At 53.2% G+C, this 21,106-nt stretch carries 16 protein-coding genes; 14 read left to right on the top strand and 2 right to left on the bottom strand.

The genetic code is table 11. The features are described 5' to 3' along the window. The first annotated feature begins 76 nt into the window (after nt 1–76). The 13 genes from SMC1_RS05485 (at nt 77) to SMC1_RS05420 (ending at nt 17,834) form a co-directional block, all read left to right on the top strand. Nucleotides 77–1,645 (top strand): hypothetical protein, encoded by a 1,569-nt coding sequence (locus SMC1_RS05485; protein ID WP_119085785.1) that lies wholly within the window; start codon nt 77–79, stop codon nt 1,643–1,645. Continuing rightward, the gene (locus SMC1_RS05480) at nt 1,638–2,237 is read left to right on the top strand and encodes a hypothetical protein (RefSeq protein WP_119085784.1); all 600 of its coding nucleotides are present in this window, start codon (nt 1,638–1,640) and stop codon (nt 2,235–2,237) included. The genes SMC1_RS05485 and SMC1_RS05480 overlap by 8 nt, the downstream gene beginning before the upstream one ends. Next, a complete protein-coding gene (locus tag SMC1_RS05475; RefSeq protein WP_119085783.1) occupies nt 2,234–3,718 on the top strand; it encodes an ATP-binding protein in 1,485 nt (494 codons plus the stop codon). The genes SMC1_RS05480 and SMC1_RS05475 overlap by 4 nt, the downstream gene beginning before the upstream one ends. 394 nt (nt 3,719–4,112) lie before the next feature. After that, entirely contained in the window at nt 4,113–7,670 is a 3,558-nt protein-coding gene (locus SMC1_RS05470; RefSeq protein ID WP_119085782.1) for a type ISP restriction/modification enzyme, read from the top strand. After that, a complete protein-coding gene (locus SMC1_RS05465) occupies nt 7,667–8,533 on the top strand; it encodes a TIR domain-containing protein (RefSeq protein WP_119085781.1) in 867 nt (288 codons plus the stop codon). The genes SMC1_RS05470 and SMC1_RS05465 overlap by 4 nt, the downstream gene beginning before the upstream one ends. A 208-nt stretch (nt 8,534–8,741) precedes the next feature. Next, nucleotides 8,742–8,972 carry a hypothetical protein gene (locus tag SMC1_RS05460; RefSeq protein ID WP_119085780.1) on the top strand — a complete coding sequence of 77 codons (231 nt, stop codon included), beginning with the start codon at nt 8,742–8,744 and terminating at the stop codon, nt 8,970–8,972. Nucleotides 8,973–9,277: 305 nt separating this feature from the next. After that, nucleotides 9,278–9,493: a KTSC domain-containing protein gene (locus SMC1_RS05450; RefSeq protein WP_119085778.1), complete on the top strand. Its 216-nt coding sequence runs from the start codon at nt 9,278–9,280 to the stop codon at nt 9,491–9,493. A gap of 2 nt (nt 9,494–9,495) precedes the next feature. Continuing rightward, nucleotides 9,496–11,472, top strand: coding sequence for an ATP-dependent nuclease (locus tag SMC1_RS05445; RefSeq protein WP_119085777.1), 1,977 nt, complete (start codon nt 9,496–9,498; stop codon nt 11,470–11,472). A 231-nt stretch (nt 11,473–11,703) separates the two neighbouring features. After that, nucleotides 11,704–12,516, top strand: coding sequence for a nuclease-related domain-containing protein (locus SMC1_RS05440; RefSeq protein WP_119085776.1), 813 nt, complete (start codon nt 11,704–11,706; stop codon nt 12,514–12,516). A 135-nt stretch (nt 12,517–12,651) separates the two neighbouring features. Further along, nucleotides 12,652–13,911 carry a protein NO VEIN domain-containing protein gene (locus SMC1_RS05435; protein ID WP_165849250.1) on the top strand — a complete coding sequence of 420 codons (1,260 nt, stop codon included), beginning with the start codon at nt 12,652–12,654 and terminating at the stop codon, nt 13,909–13,911. A 75-nt stretch (nt 13,912–13,986) separates the two neighbouring features. After that, entirely contained in the window at nt 13,987–14,757 is a 771-nt protein-coding gene (locus SMC1_RS05430) for a hypothetical protein (protein WP_119085774.1), read from the top strand. After that, nucleotides 14,754–15,668, top strand: a complete 915-nt coding sequence (locus SMC1_RS05425; protein WP_119085773.1) for a glycosyltransferase family 32 protein — start codon at nt 14,754–14,756, stop codon at nt 15,666–15,668. The genes SMC1_RS05430 and SMC1_RS05425 overlap by 4 nt, the downstream gene beginning before the upstream one ends. A 36-nt stretch (nt 15,669–15,704) precedes the next feature. Then, the gene (locus SMC1_RS05420; RefSeq protein WP_165849249.1) at nt 15,705–17,834 is read left to right on the top strand and encodes a family 16 glycosylhydrolase; all 2,130 of its coding nucleotides are present in this window, start codon (nt 15,705–15,707) and stop codon (nt 17,832–17,834) included. Nucleotides 17,835–17,890: 56 nt separating this feature from the next. On the opposite strand, the gene SMC1_RS05415 is transcribed toward SMC1_RS05420, so the two are convergent. Together SMC1_RS05415 and SMC1_RS05410 are read right to left on the bottom strand one after the other, a co-directional pair. Continuing rightward, nucleotides 17,891–18,904, bottom strand: coding sequence for an ATP-binding protein (locus tag SMC1_RS05415; RefSeq protein WP_165849248.1), 1,014 nt, complete (start codon nt 18,902–18,904; stop codon nt 17,891–17,893). 86 nt (nt 18,905–18,990) lie between these two features. Further along, nucleotides 18,991–19,512, bottom strand: coding sequence for a DUF2726 domain-containing protein (locus SMC1_RS05410; RefSeq protein WP_119085770.1), 522 nt, complete (start codon nt 19,510–19,512; stop codon nt 18,991–18,993). A gap of 603 nt (nt 19,513–20,115) precedes the next feature. On the opposite strand from SMC1_RS05410, the gene SMC1_RS05405 reads away from it, so the two are divergent. Next, nucleotides 20,116–20,964, top strand: a complete 849-nt coding sequence (locus SMC1_RS05405) for a DegV family protein (RefSeq protein ID WP_165849247.1) — start codon at nt 20,116–20,118, stop codon at nt 20,962–20,964. Nucleotides 20,965–21,106 lie beyond the last annotated feature (142 nt).

Below are 21,106 nucleotides of genomic sequence, written 5' to 3'. Positions count from 1 at the left end.
CCCGGGGGAGATTTAGACCAGCTAAACGCGGCCGATTCAGTCTGCGCAAGTGATCGAGCAAACTAGAGAGACGAACGTGGGTAAAGGGGGCGCACTCGATTCCGCGGAGAGGACCGAACTGAGCATCTTGGTGCAGTCGTACGGCGATTGTACCCAATCAAGACTCGGCGTGCTGAGCGAAATGGAGACCCATTCCCTGCTAGAGGTCGTTTTCTTTGGTGAATCGACGTTCAGTGAGGTAGCTGTCGATGCAAGCGGCAACGTGACTCCGCTAGAGACGGAAGCTGTGCACCATCTCTTCAACGTGTTGTCTGGAAGTACCGCCTTCAAGGATATCTTTGTGGAGATCATGAGCCGTTGTCCTGTGAGCGTTGCGACTGTCACCGACATCGTATCACGGCGACTCGGCACAAATGACCCCGCGACCGCCTATGTTGATTCCTTTGTTTTGACCGTGATGCACATACTACGAACCTTATTCGATAACGTCCTGTTCCCCGAGCTCGAATCTTCCACGGAGGCGCGCGACAACAGTCATGCAGTTGTCCTAATTGACTCCAACAGTTCACTGCCAGGAGCTCGCCGAGGAATGCCCTGGAGACCAGGAGTAGTTCCGCAATTGCTCTTGAGTCAAGTGCTGTCCACGTACTGCGACTTCCGTGATGCCAAGTCTCCATCGCTGTCACTGAAGGACAAAGAGCATCTTCGACTCCGATATCTATGGGGAAAAGACATGCGTAGCATCTCTCGTGCGACCGACGTTACGTATCAGCGTGTGCAGCAGCTTACCACCCGAGCCGATGCTCGTCTCCTTGCGGACCTGCAGGAGCAAGAAAGCTTCGTGAGATTCTGGGAGCAGCTCCAGAAGTTCTGTGTAGTGAGCCCGGCGACGCTTACACCCACCATTCAATCGGCTTTGGGAGACACTGCAGACACAGTTGACGTCAGTGCCATCGCCCAATTTCTGATGTCTAGCCTCAAATCAAGCCATCTTCTCGCCACATACTCGGTTGGGCGAAGGAAGATACAATACGCTCGCGGTACCCTTGGCCAACTCACAGCCATCTTAGGTTACCTGCGCGAACTGGGCCTATATCGAGGTGACAGCGCCATTGGTGCAGCTACGATGTTTGTCATGTCTCACTCGGACCTTCCCTCTGCTTGCGTTCCGGGCGCAGTGTCAGAATTGCTGTCGGCCCTGCCCGATGCCACCATGGCCGATCGGATTGGGCAAGTCATGAGATCTTGTGGTTCACCGTGCCATTACAGTGATATCGCTAGAGCTCTTGAGGAGAAGGGACTTGCGACAAGCGTAGAAACTCGGCAAGTGTTGTCCATCCTGGGACGCGATCTCCGTTTCACGTGGGCTGGTCTAGGCACTTATGCTCTGCGTGAGTGGGGATATCCGGCGGCCGGTAGTACGCTAGACGTCGTCGTGCACATGATTCGGACCAAGGGGGGAGGAGTAACGTTGAATGAGATTCGAGAGTTTCTGTTCGTTGAGCACAAATACTGTGTAAAGGAAACGTCGGTTCGCGCAGCGCTCAAGCAAGCCGAGGGGAAAGAACTAGTACGAATTGGGAATGGAGTGTGGGATGAGCTGCATCATGGACAGCAAGGCAATGAGGTGACGGAGCATGAATGACATCAGGAAGAGTTTGGAATCACGGAGCAAGGCGCCAAGGACAGCACGGGAGCTCGCTGAGTACTTCGGTGTGCCATACAAGACGGCGTGGGGTTGGTTTTCAGGGCGCGTCCTTCCAAAGAATGAGGAAATCCGCGACCAATTGATGATGTTGATCCAGGCCGAAACGATCCCAGCAGAGCCTGAGGATGGCCTGCCCTTCAGACCATCCGTGCATGTTGTACCTGTAGCGGCCAAAGGGACAGTCGCGGATAAGGGGTCAGAGCAGATGTTGATTGATGAAGTACGCAGTCTTGCGGCCGAGCTCAACGCGAAGCTTGCATTGTTGGGAGAGGCAGTCAAGGCAACCGAGAACAGTCCTGCTGGAACAGATCATCTGCTGGAAGTGTTCTTACAGCAACTGTACGATCTTAGCTCGACCCTTGCAGTCGTGGCGTCGGATGAGAGTCGACGGAACGCGTTTCGCAGACGCATCAACAAGGCGGACGTGGCCTATATTACAACGCTACTCGGGGCATTACTCGACGAGCAGAAGTTTACGTTGTGGCAAGCTTTTCAGGATTTTCCAATGAAGGGGGGTAGACGAACATGAGCGAAGTTGCGTTCGATTTTCCAGACAAGGCGAAGGTGATGACACTGTTGGCAAATGTGTATGAGGATCCGCGAGTCGCACTGGCTGAGTTCATCGTCAATGGCATGGACGCGGGTGCACAGTCAATCCATATAGCGTGCAAGAATGGAAAGGTAAACACAGTGTCAGTGGTCGATGACGGGTGTGGAATGTCGGAGTCGGAGATGGTCCGCATCGTGCGAAATCTGGCGAACTCTATTAAGACGAGTTCGGAGGAGCTGCAAAAGAGGCACATAGACCCGGCCAAGGTAATCGGAAAAATGGGTATTGGCATCCTTGGATACCAGTCGTTTGCGGTGAAACTCGTGTTTGTCTCCAAGATACAAGGGAGCAGTGCGGTCTGGCGGCTGTCGATGGGAAGAGGGCAGGCCTCGGCCCGCATCGAGCCAGCACTTGAGCCCGACAAGGAGAAGCTGCTCGGCCTTGACCACGGCACGTATGCCGAATTGAGAGACATATCGCGAGACACGATGCGGTTGTTTTCGTCCAAGACGCTCCAGCAGTATCTGGCGAAGAATTTCGCGGACCTGCTGCGTCGGGATGGGTCGATCATGGTATTTGTCGGAGGGCAGCGAGTCACCCCTCCGCCCATCGAAGGAACTCCTTTCAGTATCACTAGTCTGGACGTTCCCGGTTTCGGAGTGGCTACCGTGTCGCTTTCCATAATTGCAAGTGGCATTGAGTCAGGTGACGGGGTATCAGTGACGAGCAAGGGCCGAGGTGTCGTGAAGGAAATCATACGATTGCCCGAGTTTCAGCATGCACCATGGACGGAGGGCGTGCTGCACGGTTCCATTGAAGCATCTTTTTTGACCGTCGCCCCGACTCGAAGCAACTACATGCGAGACGAGGCTTTCGAGGCATTTGCGCATGCGGTGGCGTCTGTCGAGACGCAGCTGGCGGCCGAGGTCGAAAATGCGCGCAAGAAGCACTCCACTGAACAACAATCGGACGCGTTGCGCAAGCTGCGGGAGGCCATGGGACACGCCCTGCATGATCTGGAACTCGAGGGCAGTCGAGACGCATCACACAACATTGGTGGCACTGCTGGAACTGGTGAGAATATGGGGACAGCACACGAAAAGCGCGATGAGACTCAGGACAAAGTCGCCAATCCTCCCCCAAGACCACCCGATGCATTGGCCCGACCGAAATCAGATCATACCCAGCTCATGCTTGACTGGCGCCATCTTGGTACCACTGTACATAGCCAACTCGGTGAAGGAGGTAGAGTTATTGTCAACGAGGACTGTCCTGACTACATCGAGGAATGCAGCAACCTATCCAGCCAGAGGAATCTGAGATACCTAGCCAAGATCGCAGCCAAGGAGCTGACACGACGCAACTGCCTGGGTGCGGATACGGATGAAGTCATGGAGCGCGCTATAGAACTGGAGCTGAGAGCTCTCAGGTACCTCATCGCGCCAAGGAACAAGGAGTAATGATCGTGAGGTTCCGGACGCTCAGCAGGTCAGCGTCCGGAACTGGGACAGCAGGACGCCACCAGGCAGCACCAGCTGACGCGACTGACAACAGCGAGAAGTTGACTGTCGCTCACCGACCATTGCTGTCCGTTTGTCTGCGGATTCAAGGGCATGCGCAGACAGAGACGCGCTCGGGCACAGAGTGCTGAGGTCTTGCCGTCTATGGGCACACATCATCGTACAGTGCTCTGGAGACTACCTGCTGCTCCTCGGTGTCTCCAGAACTCTTTTCTTGTGGTATAATTTCGATAACGTGAAACGCATTGACAAAAGCTCGAGGGTTCATCGTGCATACTCTGCTTCGTGAAGTGTGTGCTGGTAGCACTGTCCGCGTCGCTGTTCTGGTGCTGCCATGCCGGTAAGTCCGCTAGAAACCTATCTGCGCGAGATCGGCGACATCCACCGGTCAGGGGCAGGCGTCAGGGAGACCTCGTATTACCCCGCGCTTAGCAATCTGCTCAATGATGTCGGCAAATCACTCAGGCCTGCTGTTCGCTGTTTGACTCAGCTTCGGAACATCGGCGCAGGTATGCCAGATGGCGGCTTCTTCACGACCCAGCAGTTGCAATGCCATGATGTGAGCAGCTGGGACGGTAGCGGACCGACACCCGAGCGCGGCGCACTGGAGGTCAAGTCACCGGCTGACGATGTCACGATGACGGCCATGAGTGTGCAAGTGCGTGAATACCTCGAGACCTACGGACTCGTCTTGGTGACCAACCTGCGTGACTTCGCGCTCGTGCAGCGGAATGGTCAAGGTGCACCCGAAGTACTGGAGCACTTCACACTGGCTGCGTCGGAACCAGAGTTCTGGACCCTGACTATCCACCCGCAGAAGGCTGCACACGAGCTCGGCGAGCGGTTCGTGGAGTACCTGCTGCGTGTGATGCTGGCAAAGGCAGAACTGGCTTCGCCAAAACAGGTGGCGTGGTTTCTCGCCTCGTACGCCCGTGATGCTCGGGCACGTATCGAGCACGCCGACCTTCAGGCACTGACAGCAGTGCGCACGGCGCTGGAGTCGTCATTGGGGCTGACGTTTGAAGGAGAGAGGGGTGATCACTTCTTCCGGTCGACCCTGATTCAAACGCTCTTCTATGGGCTGTTCTCGGCGTGGGTACTGTGGTGCCGAACGCACAGGGACAACGAGGACTTCGACTGGAAGGATGCCCAGTGGTCACTGCATGTTCCCATGATCCGCGCTCTCTTCGAGCAGGTTTCTCAGCCCAGCAAGCTGCTGCCACTGCACCTGGTGGAGCCGCTGGAATGGGCAGCGGGTGTCCTCAATCGGGTCGACCGCACACAGTTCTTTGCGACGTTCAGAGAAGAACAGGCGGTGCAGTACTTCTACGAGCCCTTCCTGGAGGAGTTCGACCCCGTGCTTCGCAAGGACCTGGGTGTGTGGTACACGCCCGAGGAGATCGTTCGCTATCAGGTGAAGCGGGTTGACCATGTACTGCGGACAGAACTGGACATTCCGCGCGGATTGGCCGATCCCCGGGTCGTGGTGTTGGACCCATGCTGCGGTACTGGCACATACCTGGTGGAGGTTCTGCGTCGCATCCAGCGCACGCTGAAGGGCGAGGGCGAGGATGCGCTGTCCGCTCAGGACGTGAAGACAGCTGCCATGACGCGTATCCATGGGTTCGAGATCATGCCGGCACCCTTTGTTGTCGCGCATTTGCAACTGGGCCTGCTGCTCACCTCGATGGGTGCGCCGTTGCAGAATGAGGAGCGCGTCGGGGTGTACCTGACCAACTCGCTGACAGGCTGGACACCAACTGCGTCCGGCGTTCATGAACCGACGCCAGAGGAACTGCTGTTCCCCGAGATGACGGATGAGCGTGACGCAGCCCGACACATCAAGCAGGAGGAGCAGATTCTTGTTGTTCTGGGCAATCCACCGTACAACGCCTTTGCCGGCGTCCACGCAGAGGAAGAGGGTGATCTGGTCGACTGCTACAAGGACGGTCTCAATACTGCCGTGCAGGATGGCGGCTGGGGCATCATGAAGTTCAACCTTGATGAGTTGTACGTACGTTTCTTCGGGGTCGCGGAGCGACGAATAAACGCAACGGGCCGGGGAGTCGTCTCATTCATCTCGAACCACTCGTGGTTGACGGAACCATCGTTCGTTGTTCTGCGCCAACATCTGATCAAGTCATTTGATAGCTTCTGGATCGATGAGCTGCATGGTAATCGCAAGATTTCGGAATACGCTCCCGATGGTCGCACGAGCGAAACGATCTTCGCAGTGAAGGGCTTCTCTTCGGGCATCAGGGTAGGGGTCGCAACGTCCCTGTGGGTCAAGAGCGGCAAACGGAAGGGGAGCCAAGCATTGGTTTCCTATCGTGACGACATCGACAACGCAAAGGCCGTGGATCGCAGGCGGGCCCTGGTTGCCTCGACAGAGAGCCCAGACTTCGACGCGCACTATGCCATTGCTTCTCCAGCTCGCGGGAACAAGTTCTCGTTCCGCCCATCAAACGCCTCGCGTCGATATCTGACATGGCCCACAATCGCCGAACTGGCATCACAGGATCCCATCAACGGGCCTATCGAACGCCGCGGGAACTCAATGCTCGCCTTTTCTAGTGCCGAAGCCACGATGACCGGGCTTCAAGCCTACTTGAACAAGGAACTGAGCGACGATCAGGTGGCTGCAGTGGATAGTCGTCTCACGAAATCATCTGGCGAGTACCACTACGTCTCTGTGCGGACCGCGCTCAAGGGAAAGGTCACGTATGATCCGGGTCATCTCACACGGTATCCATTCAAACCATTTGACGTCCGGGTGGCATACCTAGATGCATCATTGCAGCCCCTTTTCTCTCGACCAAGCCCGGAACTACTTTCTCAAAGGGTCTTTGACAACAGGTATCTCGTCACGCGCGAGACCAGCGTTGTGGCGCCCCACTCCCCGCCATTCTACTATTCATCGTTGGTGTGTGACTACCATACGCTTGCAGTCGAAGCTAAGCACATTCCATTTTTCCTGCGATCTCAAGCGAGATCTATACCGCAGCTCTTCGGCGAGAGAGAGCGCCCGGCCAACGTGTCCACGTATGCTCGTTTGTATCTTGCTTCGCTGGGCATCACTGACCCGGACAAAGACGTTGACACCGCCGGGGCCATCTGGATGCATGCCCTTGCCATCGGATACTCACCCGCCTACCTGACTGAGAACGCTGATGGCATTCGCCAGGACTGGCCACGCATCCCGTTGCCGGCAACGCGTGCACTGCTGCAATCTTCAGCTGCACTAGGCAAGATAGTGGCTGCACTACTGGATACTGAATCACCGGTCGACGGTGTTAGCGTCGGCACTGTCCGCCGCGAACTACGGTGTATGGGCACGCTGCAAGTGTCCCCGGGGCACGTACTGGATACTGTTGCTGGTGATCTGGGTATCACCGCAGGCTGGGGTCACGGGGGAAAAGATGGCGTCACCATGCCTGGCAAGGGTCGCCTGACCAAGCGCGATTACTCTGCTCCCGAACTTGAGGCCATTGAAGCGGGCGCCGTTGCGACCGGCATGACACTCGATGACGCGTTGACCGTCTTGGGTCGCCAGACGTGCGACGTCTGGCTCAACGACCTCGCGTTCTGGCAGAACGTGCCGGTCAACGTCTGGAACTACGTCATCGGTGGCTATCAGGTCATCAAGAAGTGGTTGAGTTACCGCGAGAAGACTCTTCTGGGCCGTGACCTGACCACTGACGAAGCACGGTACGTCACCGAGATGGTTCGCCGCCTGTCGGCTTTGATTCTTCTTCAACCTCGACTGGATGAGAACTATCTCGCTGTTGCAGCTGCGACAAGCAGATTTAGAGCCTCTGACACGGATTCTGTGGGGCCGAGGAGTGGTGTTGTGGCAAGCGATACACCTGCACGTATAGGGGGCACTGAATGACGACGAAGTCAGACAAGGGACGCCCACAAGGAGACTGCAATCTCAGGGTTTCGCATGTAGAAGCCAGAGCGAAGCTCACAGAACTTGTCGCAAAGGGAAAGGAACTACTAGCCAAGCCCATTCAGAGCAAACAGCAATTGGACGAAGTGCGGCACGACTACTGTGTCTGGGATGATTTCAACGCGCAGTATCTCAGGCGAAGTTTTACGACAGATGAACTGCAGCAGGAATACTCCCACGTGCACGGTGGTGTCTTTCCACTGTCACCCTCGTTCGAATGGCGGGTTGATGATCAGCGTAGGGACATTACGCACAAGGTGACTCATCTGGAGTCCATCATTGGAAGATTGGAACTGATACGAGAAGAGGTTGATCCTGCTTCGGCCTCAGCTCAAGCGTTTTCCTCCAAACCGGCTTCTTCCACAAAGGTATTCTTGGTCCATGGCCGTGATACTGGAGCACTGGGGAGTGTTGAAGCATTCCTGAGGAAACTGAGCTTGGTTATTACTATCCTCAAAGACGAGCCGAACAAAGGCCAGACGATCATTGAGAAGGTGGAGTCGAATGCTGATGTAGGGTTCGCAGTCGTATTGCTGACTGGCGACGATGAGGGCCGTCTGCGACGGGTGGCAGATACCCTCCTACCGCGTGCCCGCCAAAACGTCATCTTCGAATTGGGGTATTTCATCGGCCTGCTCGGCAGGTCGCGTGTCTGTGCTCTATACGGAGAAGGAGTAGAGCTACCCTCGGACTATTCTGGGGTTACTTTCATTCCTTGGTCCGAAGACGAGCGTTGGAAACTTCTATTGCTGCGTGAGTTGAAGGCTGCCGGGCTGCCTGTGAACGCAAACGATGCCTTCTGACGAATGTGGCATGTTCAACTTCTACCAGGAATCATGCCTGGTTTGCTCTTCGACGAATAGAATCAGAGGATTCATAAGGGGATTTGCGGAGGAGGTTGAGCGTTGAACGTAGGAGAATGCAACAAGTGTGGCAACTGTCTCGCCTATACTCTGTATGCGACGGACAGAAGACCGCTGACAGCAACTACCCAGATGCGCGGCACCACACATGGTCGAGAGGTCTGTTGAACGTGAAGCCAGTAGGAACCTGCTGGCTGGTCTCTACGACGTCTTCCGCAACACTCTTGATCATCACAACGTCGATGTCCCATGGCATGAGGCCGAGGCGGTCATCGGCATGGTGAACGGGGCCCAGCTGCGCCTATCGGCCCTATCTTCAGAATGGACAATGCAGGACGGCATCAGAGTACTGGCTGAGTGTCAGAGGTCCAATTACTAGCACGAATCAAGAAAGGGGAAGTCATCATGGCAAAGAACAAGGTTACGGGGGGCAAGGCAGCATCCAGTGCATCGAAGGCATTGCAAAGTCAAGAGACAGGCAACAAGACCAAGACAGCTGCTGGCAGTGCATTGTCTCAGACACATGCGCCGAAGAAGTCAACATCTTCGGCTGCAGCATCAGCGGCATCGAAAGTCCTTAGAGACGGTCGAACGAGCAAAGAATCGAAGTCGGCGGCTGCAAGTGCGCTGGCACAAACGAAACAGAGGAAGAAGTAGGCTCTCGGGAGTATCAGAGGAGGAATAATGTCGGAGAGAGTTCGAGTTCAATCGAGCAATCTTGACTGGGTTGAGTATGATTCTGAAACTGAACAACTGACCATCGGATTCAAGGATGCATCTGTCTACAGATATGACCACGTGCCCGCCGCTATTTATGATGGGTTGCTGAGGGCGGCATCTCATGGCGGCTACTTCAGTAGCCACATCAAGACTGTATACCACTTCGCGAAGGTGCGTTGAAGATGATTCTTAAGTCACTTCACGTCCAGAATTACCGATCCGTACTGGATGCTATTCTAGACTTCGATAGCCTGACCGTATTGGTCGGTGCCAACGGTGCGGGAAAGTCGGCGTTCCTAAATGCGATTCGCCTTTTTCAGGACCCAACGTTACCCATTAGTCGGGAGGACTTCTATGCTAGGAACATAGAACAATCCATAGGTCTGACAGGGACATTCGGACTTTTGGACGATGGCGAGAAGGCACAATTCGCTCCCTATTTAGACGGAGAAAACCTCATCATACAGAGGCTCTTTTCGTATGTGGGAGATAAGATTAGCCCAGAGTCGCATGGTACTCGTCGTGCTAACGCTGAATTTGATTGCATTGAGCATGCCGAGGGGGGTGCCACAGGGAAGAAGACAGCTTACAACGAACTGCGCAAGAAACCCGAGTACTCAGAGATGCCCAGTGTGATGAAGGCCGACGACATAGATGAATATCTCTCGGAATGGGTCCTGAAACACTCGGAGAGGTGTCCCTACCGTGCGGACAATGGCGAGTTTTTTGGATGGAAGGGCGTCGGGAATGGCTATTTGAAGGACCACTGGCGAGTTCTCTACATTCCTGCTATCCAGAACGCTGCGCAGGATGCACAGGAAGGCAGGAGTTCGCCCCTAACTCAGCTGGTTGACATGTCTGCTCGTAAGGCTCTCGCGGGGGCATCTGACTTCTCTGAGTTCAGTGAACAGATGAAACAAGGTTTCTCTGACTTGGTGTCTCACCACGCTAGCGACTTGGGGGTGCTGGCGCTTGGCATCACTGGCTATCTGGACAAGCTTGCTCCAGGCTCCTCCGTTGAACTCGAATGGGACACGTCACAGCCCGTGGAGATCAAACCTCCAACCGCGCTGGCTTTCCTCGTTGAGGGTGGGTATAGGGCGCCAGTCACACACGCTGGCAACGGCCTGCAGAGAGCTTGTGTGATTAGCCTCATGGAGCAATTGGCTGCTGGCAACGGATCACGCAAGATAGCAGACGGGAGCAGTCCTCTTGCAGCAGGTGCCGCCAGTCTGCCAAGCTACATGATTGTCATGGAGGAGCCAGAGTTGTACCAGCATCCAGACCGTCAGCGCTACTTGGCAGAAGTTTTCTCACGGCTGGCTGGCGCTGGTATTCCTGGCGTGTCCAATGACACCCAGGTCTGTTACAGCACGCACTCTCCTTTGTTCGTACGTATGGGTGAGTTCAGCAGCGTGCGCCTCGTACGCAGGGTCCCGGGGCAGAACTCAAGTGTACCCAAACAAACATCCATTGTCCAATCTTCTGTCGCCTCCGTCCTGTCAAAGCTCGGGTCCGCATACGCATGTACCGAGAAAGAACTGTGTTCGAAGCTGGAAACTCTCATGAATCCGTGGATGAACGAGGGCTTCTTTGCCGGATTGGTGGTGCTGGTGGAGGGGGAAGACGATCGCGCCGCGATACTCACCACCGCAAAGCGCCTCGAGGTAGACCTTCAGGGGCAGGGCATAGCGGTGATACCATGTAACGGCAAGAACAACTTGGCACGCCCCTGGGCTGTTTTCCAGGACCTTGGTATTCCGACGTACGTCATCTGGGATGGGGACTCACACTTGGGTCCGACAGACGGCGTGTGCCCCACATGTCATCGAGCTCTAGACAAGAAGGCAGACCCTCGAATCAACCAGTATTTGCTGAAGCTTGTGCAGGGAGATACAGCCGATTGGCCCCCAACCACCATTGGTGACCGATATGGATGCTTCAAGAACGATCTTGAGGCAACATTGGAAGAGGAGCTGACTTCAGAGGTTTTCGAGGGTTGTCTCTCAGAGGCCATGACCGAACTGGGGATAACCAAGAAGGAACACGCTATCAAGAATTCGTCGGTCATCAGACAAATCCTCGAACTTGCTGCTGCTCAGGGCCATGTCAGTCGTACGCTTGATGATATGGTCCGACAGATCGAGACTTTGCTCTAATGTGAACTGATGAAGAAAGGATCAATCCTTGCTTGTGTTCTGGCATTGACAGACAGTCGTACAGGAGAACGTCTTCGTCGGGACCAGACCACGTGAAGACAGCGACGAAGGATAATATTTGGATACCCGGGACGGTTGATGAGACCAGAGCAGGATCTGCGTTCGCTCCTGCCTTTCTTGCATGGCGGGGCGAAGGCGATAGTAGGAATGGCGAACGAAGGAGGTTGAGCGATGCATAGAGGGAACGTTTCATCAAGCTTGTTGGATGTTCAGTATGAGGGTCTCACCGATGCGCTCGACAGGGTCAACCTCACGCGGTCGTTCTCAATGTGTGCCGGGATCGCGTTTCTCGGTGTCGTTGTTGCCGGCGGCTGGCATCTCTATGACCTATGGTTCCAACGGAGTTCCTACCTCGGCTGGGTCGGAGTAGGATTCCTCGGCATCTACGTGCTCGTGCTGGTTCTCGGCATCCCGCGCATACTGCTGCCCGTCGTCAAAACCTACAATGAGCAGATTGCTACGAACCGGCGCGAGCGTGCAGCTGAGGACGCAGTGGATGCAGTGCTCAAGGGACTTGACGAATCGAAGTACTCTGTCTTCCGGAATGTCTACCTGGGCTATGGCGATTTAGATCACGTCGTGGTAGGGCCAACGGGCATCTTCGTCATCGAGACCAAGTCCAATCGTGGCACTGTTGAGATGGAGAACGGGCGCCTCAAGATCCGGGGCCTCGACGAACCCAAGAAGGACTATGAACGACAGGCTAGTGGTGCATCGTGGCAACTCAAAGTCGCACTGTCCGAGCGTCTGCAGGAGAGTCGCGTGTTCGTCGAGCCCATCCTGGCATTCCCAGCCGCAGCAAAGGTCCCCGACGGACTTGAGCTCCGCCGCGTCAACGCTACCGTTCCCGTTCGTGTTGTGCACGGCAAGGACCTGATTAGCGTCATCGTGGGACACCGCACTGGGATGAGCACCACCACCCTGGAGGCGTGCAAGAAGGTCGTGCAAGATATCGTCGCAGAACGTACGTCGGTGAACCAGTAGTCATTACCACATCATGCTGTGGAAATCCGAGAGAATACAACGGTTCCTGCCTTGGTCTCCAGGGCAAGAGCAGGAACACGGCCCAGAACTGTAAGGGGCATGGAAGCAACGGAGAAGCATGACAGGGAGGGGACAGTGCATTATTGGATAGATCTCTTCACCACTGAGAGTCTGAAGCAGTTCTTGGATGCCGGAGCTCGTACATCCGGTTGGTCCGAGCATCATGCGAAGACGATCCAGAAGGTTGCTCCTGGCGACATTCTCATATGCTACGTCACGGTGGTCCAGAAATGGATCGGAGCGATGAGAGTCATCGGACCAAGTGCCGACGAACGTCCGATCTGGGGCGTTGGCATCTACCCTGTCCGTTTGGAAGTAGAGCCGGCGGTTCTGCTGGATCTGGACACTGCCGTGCCGATGGCGCGGCTCAAAGGGAAGGTGGATTTCTATCAGACCCCTGAGGACAAGGGCACTTACAAAGGATTCCTGCGCACCGGCCTGACACGATTTCAGAATGATGCTGACGGGGACCTTCTCCTGGGATTGTTGGAGGAGGCTTCAGGCGGTCCGACCGGAAGAGACTGGAGCGCAGAGGAGGTTGAGCTAATCGTCGAGGATTACTTCGCCATGTTTGAAGCGGAAACCGACGGCGATCCATACGACAAGACCGAGCACCGGAGGCTCTTGAAGGCCAAGCTCAGCAATCGAAGCGATGGCTCGATAGAGTTCAAACACCAGAATATCAGCGCAGTACTGGCGGAGATGGGCAGGAGCTATATCCACGGGTACAAGCCGCGTGGCAACTACCAGAAGCTCCTAGCCAGCGAAGTGATGCTGTTTCTGGATACTCCGACGCCGCCAGTCCCTCCGGCTAGTACTAGGCCGTGGAAGGAAGCAGAGACACCGCCGCCGATGCCATCAAGATTACCGAGTTCTGGCAGGAGCGATAACCGGCGTCTGAAGGTCGATTTCGCACGGAGGGACGCAAACAACCGTGCGCTTGGGAAGGCTGGCGAGGAACTCGTCATGCTTTGGGAGAAGGAGCGGCTTGAGGATTTGGGACGCACAGACCTCGTGGACAAGGTGAAGATGGTCTCCCTTGAGGACGACAGCAGAGGCTACGATATCTCGTCGTTTGACGAAGAAGGAGACGAACTGTTCATTGAGGTGAAGACAACTACGGGAAATGCCGACCGTCTCTTCTTCGTCAGCAGAAATGAACTGGATGTTTCACACAAGAAGGGCAGCCGCTACCGCTTGTATCGTGTATACAATTTCCGGGAGAACAAGAATCCTGGCTACTACCGGCTCTCAGGGCCTCTTGATGAGACTTGCGAGATGCAGATCGAAACGTACAGTGCGACTTCCAGGGGATTCGGACAGGAGAAGAAGTAGAACGCCGTAGCGCAGGTGCGATGGCACGATAAGCAAATGGAGTCGAGCTGACGTGTGTAGTCAAAGGAGACGACCATGATAACCGACGAGATGTTTCGAGATGCTGTTCTGAGATACAAGGCGGAAGAAAGCCGCGGAAGCTTCTACGATATCGCAGCAAATCTTCTCGATCGGGGATTCACGAAAGAGGCGTATTTGCTGCTTCTGGCCACGTGGAACTTCGCCAGTTTCAGATACGCAGTGACGAGTTTCGATCTGGTTGCCTTCGACGCCACCGTCAAGTCGCTTGAGGTGAACTTCCAACACCTTGACGGCAAGGACATCCGAACTGCCGATTTTGACAGCTTGCGCGAGGACATTTCCGCTATCTACAACACGCTGTCACAGATCAAGGGGATCCAGTACACGGGCGCGCCGAAGATGATGCACTTGAGAAACAGAGACCTCTTCGTCATGTGGGATGCCTACATACGAGGACTGAAGCCGAGGAAGAGCTACGAGAAACTCGACATCGTGAAACGCGGTGACTGGGATATCAAGAGATATGGAGACAGTGCAGAGGACTACCTTGAGTTCCTGAGGGACATGCAGAATAGATTCGCGAGCGTCTCCTTCCGTAAGAATGGGAAAAGCTTCGCCAAGGCAATCGACGAGTTCAACTATGTCAGCATCACCCTGCAAATGCAGAGAGCGGAGAAAACTGTGTCACCAGGTGGCACAGAAACGGCCACGACTGCCAGTGCTGATGATCAACAATCCGTCAGAACTGTCAATACGGAAACCTTCCGCAAGGCGACAACGGGATCGTACTACGGGCAGATTAGCGAACCAAGGATAGTAATATGAATGAAGATTATTGCTTTGATGAGGCATTATTTGCTCAAGTTGATAGTAACCGCAAGGTATCGGAATCCGACTCTGGTATTTCTATAAATGGGTTCTCTCCCCTTGATATTTCAGAAGACGATGATTTGAGATCACGCTGCATATGGCACTTAATCCACAACTCTGTAAATGAGATTTTCCAAGATACTACATCGATAATTCCTCGTGTATTAATTCAGTTTTGGGACGATGCAAAGGCTGTACCTACAGATGTTCAAAAATGCATAGACAGTTGGCAACCATTCGATGAATATGGTTTCGATAGGCTCCTTTTCGACGATGACAGCGCCGAGGACTTTATTGTGAGCAATTTCAATCGCCGTTACTTAGATGCCTTTGAACGCTGCAAACATCCAGCCATGAGATCTGACTATTTTCGCCTCTGCTACATTTATAAAAGAGGTGGATTCTATGTTGATGCTGACGATGTATATGAAGGTGTTGACATTAAGGCGTGGTTTAATGACGGAAGGCTTAAAATCCAACCACTATGTTACGACACAACAACGGATTTAATGGTTAGTGCAACAGATTGCGTTTCCACCCACAACTACTCTAATCATTTAGTATATTACGTTAATAATGATCCCATTATTGCGCCTCCAAGTCATCCGCTGATTCGTATGGCACTGGAACGTTCTACAAAGATTCTTTTGGCTTCTACAAAGAATGTTAGAGATATTCAATCGACAACTGGACCGGGTAATTTGACGGCTAGTTTGGTTCGGCACGCTCTTGAATTTCAATACGCTGGTAAGGTACAAGATTTTCTTTTTGTTGCTAATTGGGATGACGTATCCCTGCCACAATGGCCATTAGAATATCGAAAAGATAAGCGGAATTGGAGGATCTGGGATGGTAACGACATATAGAATTCTGACATATAGAGTTGGGACTTGCTCTATCTTATGAATAGGAAAATGCATTCTGGGTTCTCTAAAAGGTTACTATATAGATTGATAACCCAGGCAAGATTACTAGACGTAAAGACCAAATCTAATTCCTTTACCAGTAGCGAAGCAGGCGATGCAATCCAAAGAATCTATATAATCAGTCTTGATCGAAAACCGGATCGATGGCGACAAGTTAGTCGTGAGCTCAAGAGAATTAGGAGTCGGTCAGGGGCATCGTTATTGAGTATCAGCAGAAGATTTTCAGCTATTGATGCGCGGTATTTTGATGGCAAAATTGACAATAGCATGTTACGTCCATTCTTTTCATTAGCAGACCAACTGAGAGTTGAGCCAAATCGACTTGTGAAAAATGACGCTTACGCCAAGGCGCTTCGCATAGAAATGACGCCTCAAGAAATTGCTGTGGCGCTATCCCATATTGAAGTTTGGAAGTCGGTAGCTGCTAGTAATGTTCCATATACTCTTATTTTGGAGGACGACGTCTACTTTCAGTATGGCTTTGCCCGAGATATGGACGTAGCATGGCGTAGTATCATAGATCATGGTTCAGAAGGCTCGGCTTTTGATATACTTTTTTTATCTTTTCAAGAAGTGGGCATTAGCTCAAAGACCAAGAAATCGCAAGCAGGATTAGTTCGAAAACCAGATTGTGGAATATGGCAAGCGTCAGGATATGTTCTTTCTCTAAAAGGAGCCCAAGCACTGCTCAAAATGCTACCGGTATACGGTCCTGTTGATCTTTGGTTAAATCTACAATTTGAAGGGCTCGACGTTTTCCTTACAAGACGACCTATTATCGAACAGCGTGTGGACGTTCCTTCTACTAATTCTTACTCTATAATGCCAGTATTATCTCAAATAGGAGTGTACACACACGAGAAACCGCTAATTGCCACAAAGCATAAACTTCTTGGCCCAATATTTGCTTTTGGTAGCCCAAGTTCCGGATTGACCGGATTAGCTATGGCGCTTTCAATCCTAGGTTATACATGTTGCAGTGATGTTACAGAATTGCCGGAGCAAGAGCAGTATGATCTCGTTACAAGAAGACACGGACGCCGTTTTAATGCATATGTGAATGTCGGGTCACTTCGCAATTGGTCAATTAGGGATATTGTTAAGCTGTATCCGGATGCAAGGTTCATCTTTACTACACTTGATGTTGGACGGGCTACAATGGCCCGTCAAGAAAATGTGCTATTTCTTTCCAAAGAACATCAAGATAAATGGGCCGTACTAAGTAGATTTCTCAAATGTGAATATCCTGCATCTTCATATCCCACATGCGATGATATTGACCGGCAAGTCACCATAAAGAGGGGTGATTCAAACAACAGGCTTACTACATATAAGCAACTTAGGTTTGATACTTCGCCTTGGATAATATCGTCGAATGGGTGGAGAGGCATTACAATTGCCAAGGCAGATGGAAATGTTAAATCAAGAACAAAGATTGTTGCGGCGTGGTCTGGTCGAAACAGCCTTGATGACCCTCAATGGAAACTTCGCGATGATACATTTCCTGACAACTTGTCCATATTCACGCCGGATAATGTCGAAATAGATAGTCAGGATGTCACTCAGTTAACGCTTCGTGAGCAGACTACTGCCGTACGCTTGTTTACATCAGCGGCAATTGTCACTCAACAGAAACTTCTGTTCGGCAAGTTCGTTGCAACACTTAAACCTACGAACGCCCGAGGTCTTGTTACTGGAATGTTTCTATATAGGAACAGTCCCCGCCAAGAAATAGATATTGAGTTTCTCGGTAAAGATACGACTAAGATGCTGGTAAATGTATTCTACAATCCAGGCTTGGAAGGTACGAAGCTTGAGTATGGCTACAGAGGGACGCCAGTTCTGATTGATCTTGGATTCGATGCTTCAAAAGAGTTTCATCAATACGAGATCGAGTGGCACGAGAATATTCTACGTTGGCACGTTGATGGACATGTTGTTTATGAAAGAGTGCAATGGGACCCTACGCCAATACCCAACCTGCCCATGGAGTTTAATGTAAACATTTGGTATTCGAGATCTAAGGGGCTAGCTGGTGAAATAGATCAAACAAAACTCCCAACTCACTCGAAAATCAAATCAATCCAGATCATGAATCGATATTGATATGCAGAAACTGTGTCCCGACTCGGGCCCCGCTTCTTGTTTATGCTGATTGGGAATCAGTTTTTCAGAAAATCGAATTCACCACTTGACCATCTTGCAGGGACTTCCCTGGCAAAGCTCATCTCTATTGGAGCGTTCTTGCCAGATCTTGCAGACTCTTCCAGCGCAGTTCTTGTGTAGCGAATGAACTCGCGGATATTGCCTCGCGACAAACGTCCGATGAATTCGGCCACTTCTGAAGAAATGGGAGAATCTGACCACGAAGTACCGGCCTGGGCAAAACGACTCTGAAGTATCTCTACTGCTCCAGGTCCGCCATCATCTCCCAAGCCGCATAGCGTGAGTCTCTCGCTGAAGACTTGTTTCTCAACCGATTTCATACTCGAGGAGTTGTCTCGTATCTGACGATCACGAGTAGGCCAGATTGTCACGGAGTGATCAGGCATTTCCAGGGCACGTATCAACCCCAGGACGTATGCTGGTGCTATTCCTGGCACGAGTTCCGAATCGGCTTCGTCAAGGGACAGGATCAAATGTTTATGGTGTGATCGGTAAAGGATGTCGGCCAAATGCCGGCATGCAGGCACATCGCTGTCGGGCATCTTGATGGGCTTGGTCTCAGTTGCCTGGGATCCCTTAGCTTCCACACCTGCTCCGAGAAACTTTGCGCTGGCACCAGCCGCAATAGTTGTTGTCACGCCTGTATCGTTCATGAGGTTTGTCTGGATATCCTTGATACGGCTTGTGTCATCCGTAGACAGGTTCGACAGTTGGGAACAAGCATCGAGAAGTTCCATCGCAAGCAGGTATGGAAAAGACTCCGGCTTCATTCCTCTGGCAAAATCGATGCGAACAAATTCTGGATACTCGCTAAACGCACGATGCACGAGACTGGTCTTTCCCGATCCAGCAGGTCCAGTCAATAAGACGACGTTGCTATCTTGGGATTCCGCCCATTCACGCAGGTGATCGATCTCTTCGCTTCTACCAACGAAGATCTTCTCCTCGTCTTCCAGGTTGCACCGTTGATGGATAGCATTGGTTCCGATGCAAAACCGAAATGTTTCCACCAAATGAAAACACTATGTGCCGGAGTGTTTCCTACTGTTGCCATTGTGCCACCTTGTGCCTTTCTGCGTACCATGTTACCTTCCGTCTACCTTCGGATCGCTTCGCCGATCGATGCAGCAAGCTGCTTTGGGTCATAGGTGGTCTGCGCCCTGACGTGCAGGAGAGGCAATCCAACCTTTGCCAGGACTCCGTCGACGAACGCGTCACGTTCCTGTCGATCTTCGCGGTCGTGGGATGAATCATCCAGCTCTATGGCGAGGACAGGTGAGATCGTACTCTTCTCAAAGAGCGCGAAATCGACGGACTTGCGGTCCACCTTGTTGTGGTAGGCCTGGTAGGATCCAGTGCCCTTCTCGACAGTCACGAGGTTGCTCAGCGATACCTGCGGGAAGATGTAGTACTTCGAACTGTCCGTCACCTGCTCCAGTACGCCGAAGAACGAGCGTTCTGCCCTGGTCATCAGGTACCGTTTGAGGACGTAGGGCAGGTCCTCGGATTTCTCCGAAGATGTTCCCTTGTTCCGAGAGCCTTTAGTAGACTGAAGCACGAGAAGAGCCAAGACAACCAGGACGATCCACCAGTATTGTTTCAGAAGCGTCAACAACATGCTTGCACCCCCTTCAGGAATCTGCAGCAATCACATGATACCACATCTGCTCCCAGGGCAGCAACTAGAAGCGTCTAGCCAAGCGCAGCTGCGCTCAGCGCCGTCACAGAGCGGCTGACAGGACTCGTCCTTCATGTTATTCACGACGTGAATAGATGCTATTCGCACCAGGACTAGGCAGCTCGGTATCCGATAAAGCAGCATTCAGAGCCTTGTCCGGAGGTGTCCGGCTCATTCTTTGTGGATGAGCAATGTCAAGAGGGCGAGGGTGACGGGAAGATCTTGTGCCAGACCTCGCGTCATGGCCATCACGCGGCAGCTGTTTCCAAAATGGAAATGGCTCAAACTGAAAGATGACGTCGGACGTCTCGAGAGGTTGAGTTCAGTAGCATGGATGCAACCTTGGCTTGCTGAGCGGGGTTTGATTATATTGTTGGCGTCAACAAAATGGTCAGTTGTGTTTGTCGTGGCCGGCAAGCAACCGAGGCAATGATGTTGGCCTGACGCGCCCCTGTCAGGGGAGTGCCAGTTGATGAGATCGCCGCCCTGGGTATGCTGTTGTGGACCCGGGAACGGATGCACCCGCGGGGAAAGGAGCCAGCAATGGCGATCCACATTGTAACGGACAGCATGGCATGCCTGCCGCAAGGGTATGCCCAGGAGCATGGCGTCACCGTCGTGCCACTCAGGGTCTCGCTCGACGGAGAGTACTTCCGGGATGGCATCGACATCACCAACGACGAATTCTACCGCCGCCTCGTGGCGGGCGCGAAAGGGGGCAGCACGCAGCCGTCGCCCGAAGAGTTCGCTTCTGCATATGGTGCCATTCTGGAGAGGGATCCTGCAGGAGACATCGTGTCGCTTCACGTCAGTTCACGTTTGTCGGGCACGCTCAACGCGGCTCTCACCGGGCGCAACCAGCTGGAAACGGTTCACGTGCAGCTTGTAGACACCTGGAATGCCGGTCTTGGCATCGCATTCCCGGTAATGCGGGCAGTGGAGCTTGCCGAGGCAGGAGTGCCGCTGTGGCAGGTCGTCGCTGAGGCGGAAGCACTGTGTCTGCGGACCCATACCTACTTCGTCCTCGACTCTTTCACGTATATCGAGCGGGGCGGGCGCATTGGCAAGGCCGCTGCCATCACTGCCAGCGTCCTGAAGATCAAGCCCATCCTCACCTTCACCCAAGGAGTCACGGATGTCGAGGACCGTCCCCGCACCAAGAAAGTTGCGCTGGAACGTCTGTGGGCGATCATCGACAAGCATGTGCAGAAGGGGATCGAATACATCGGGTTCCAGTACGGCACCAACCGGGCCGAGGTTGAGGGCTTCCAGCGTGAGTTCACCTCCAGGTACAACCTGCCGAGCATCCTGGCCCAGATTGAACCTGTCCTCGGAAACCAGGTGGGGCCGGATATCCTCGGAGTCATCATCTCGGAGAAGAAGCCGCAATAGCACGGTCGTTGCACGAGCACCCGGCCCAAGGAAGACAGGACACACGACAAGAATTTCAAATAAAAGGAAGATCTTATCAAAAGGTACCTCGGAGTATTGTTGATAGCCTTGGTTCTGTTTTCTGCCTTTCAGGGGACGACAA

It is taken from the genome of Candidatus Cryosericum septentrionale (assembly GCF_003570995.1).
Lineage (GTDB): Bacteria > Caldisericota > Caldisericia > Cryosericales > Cryosericaceae > Cryosericum > Cryosericum septentrionale.
This window is presented reverse-complemented; position numbering and strand designations above follow the sequence as displayed.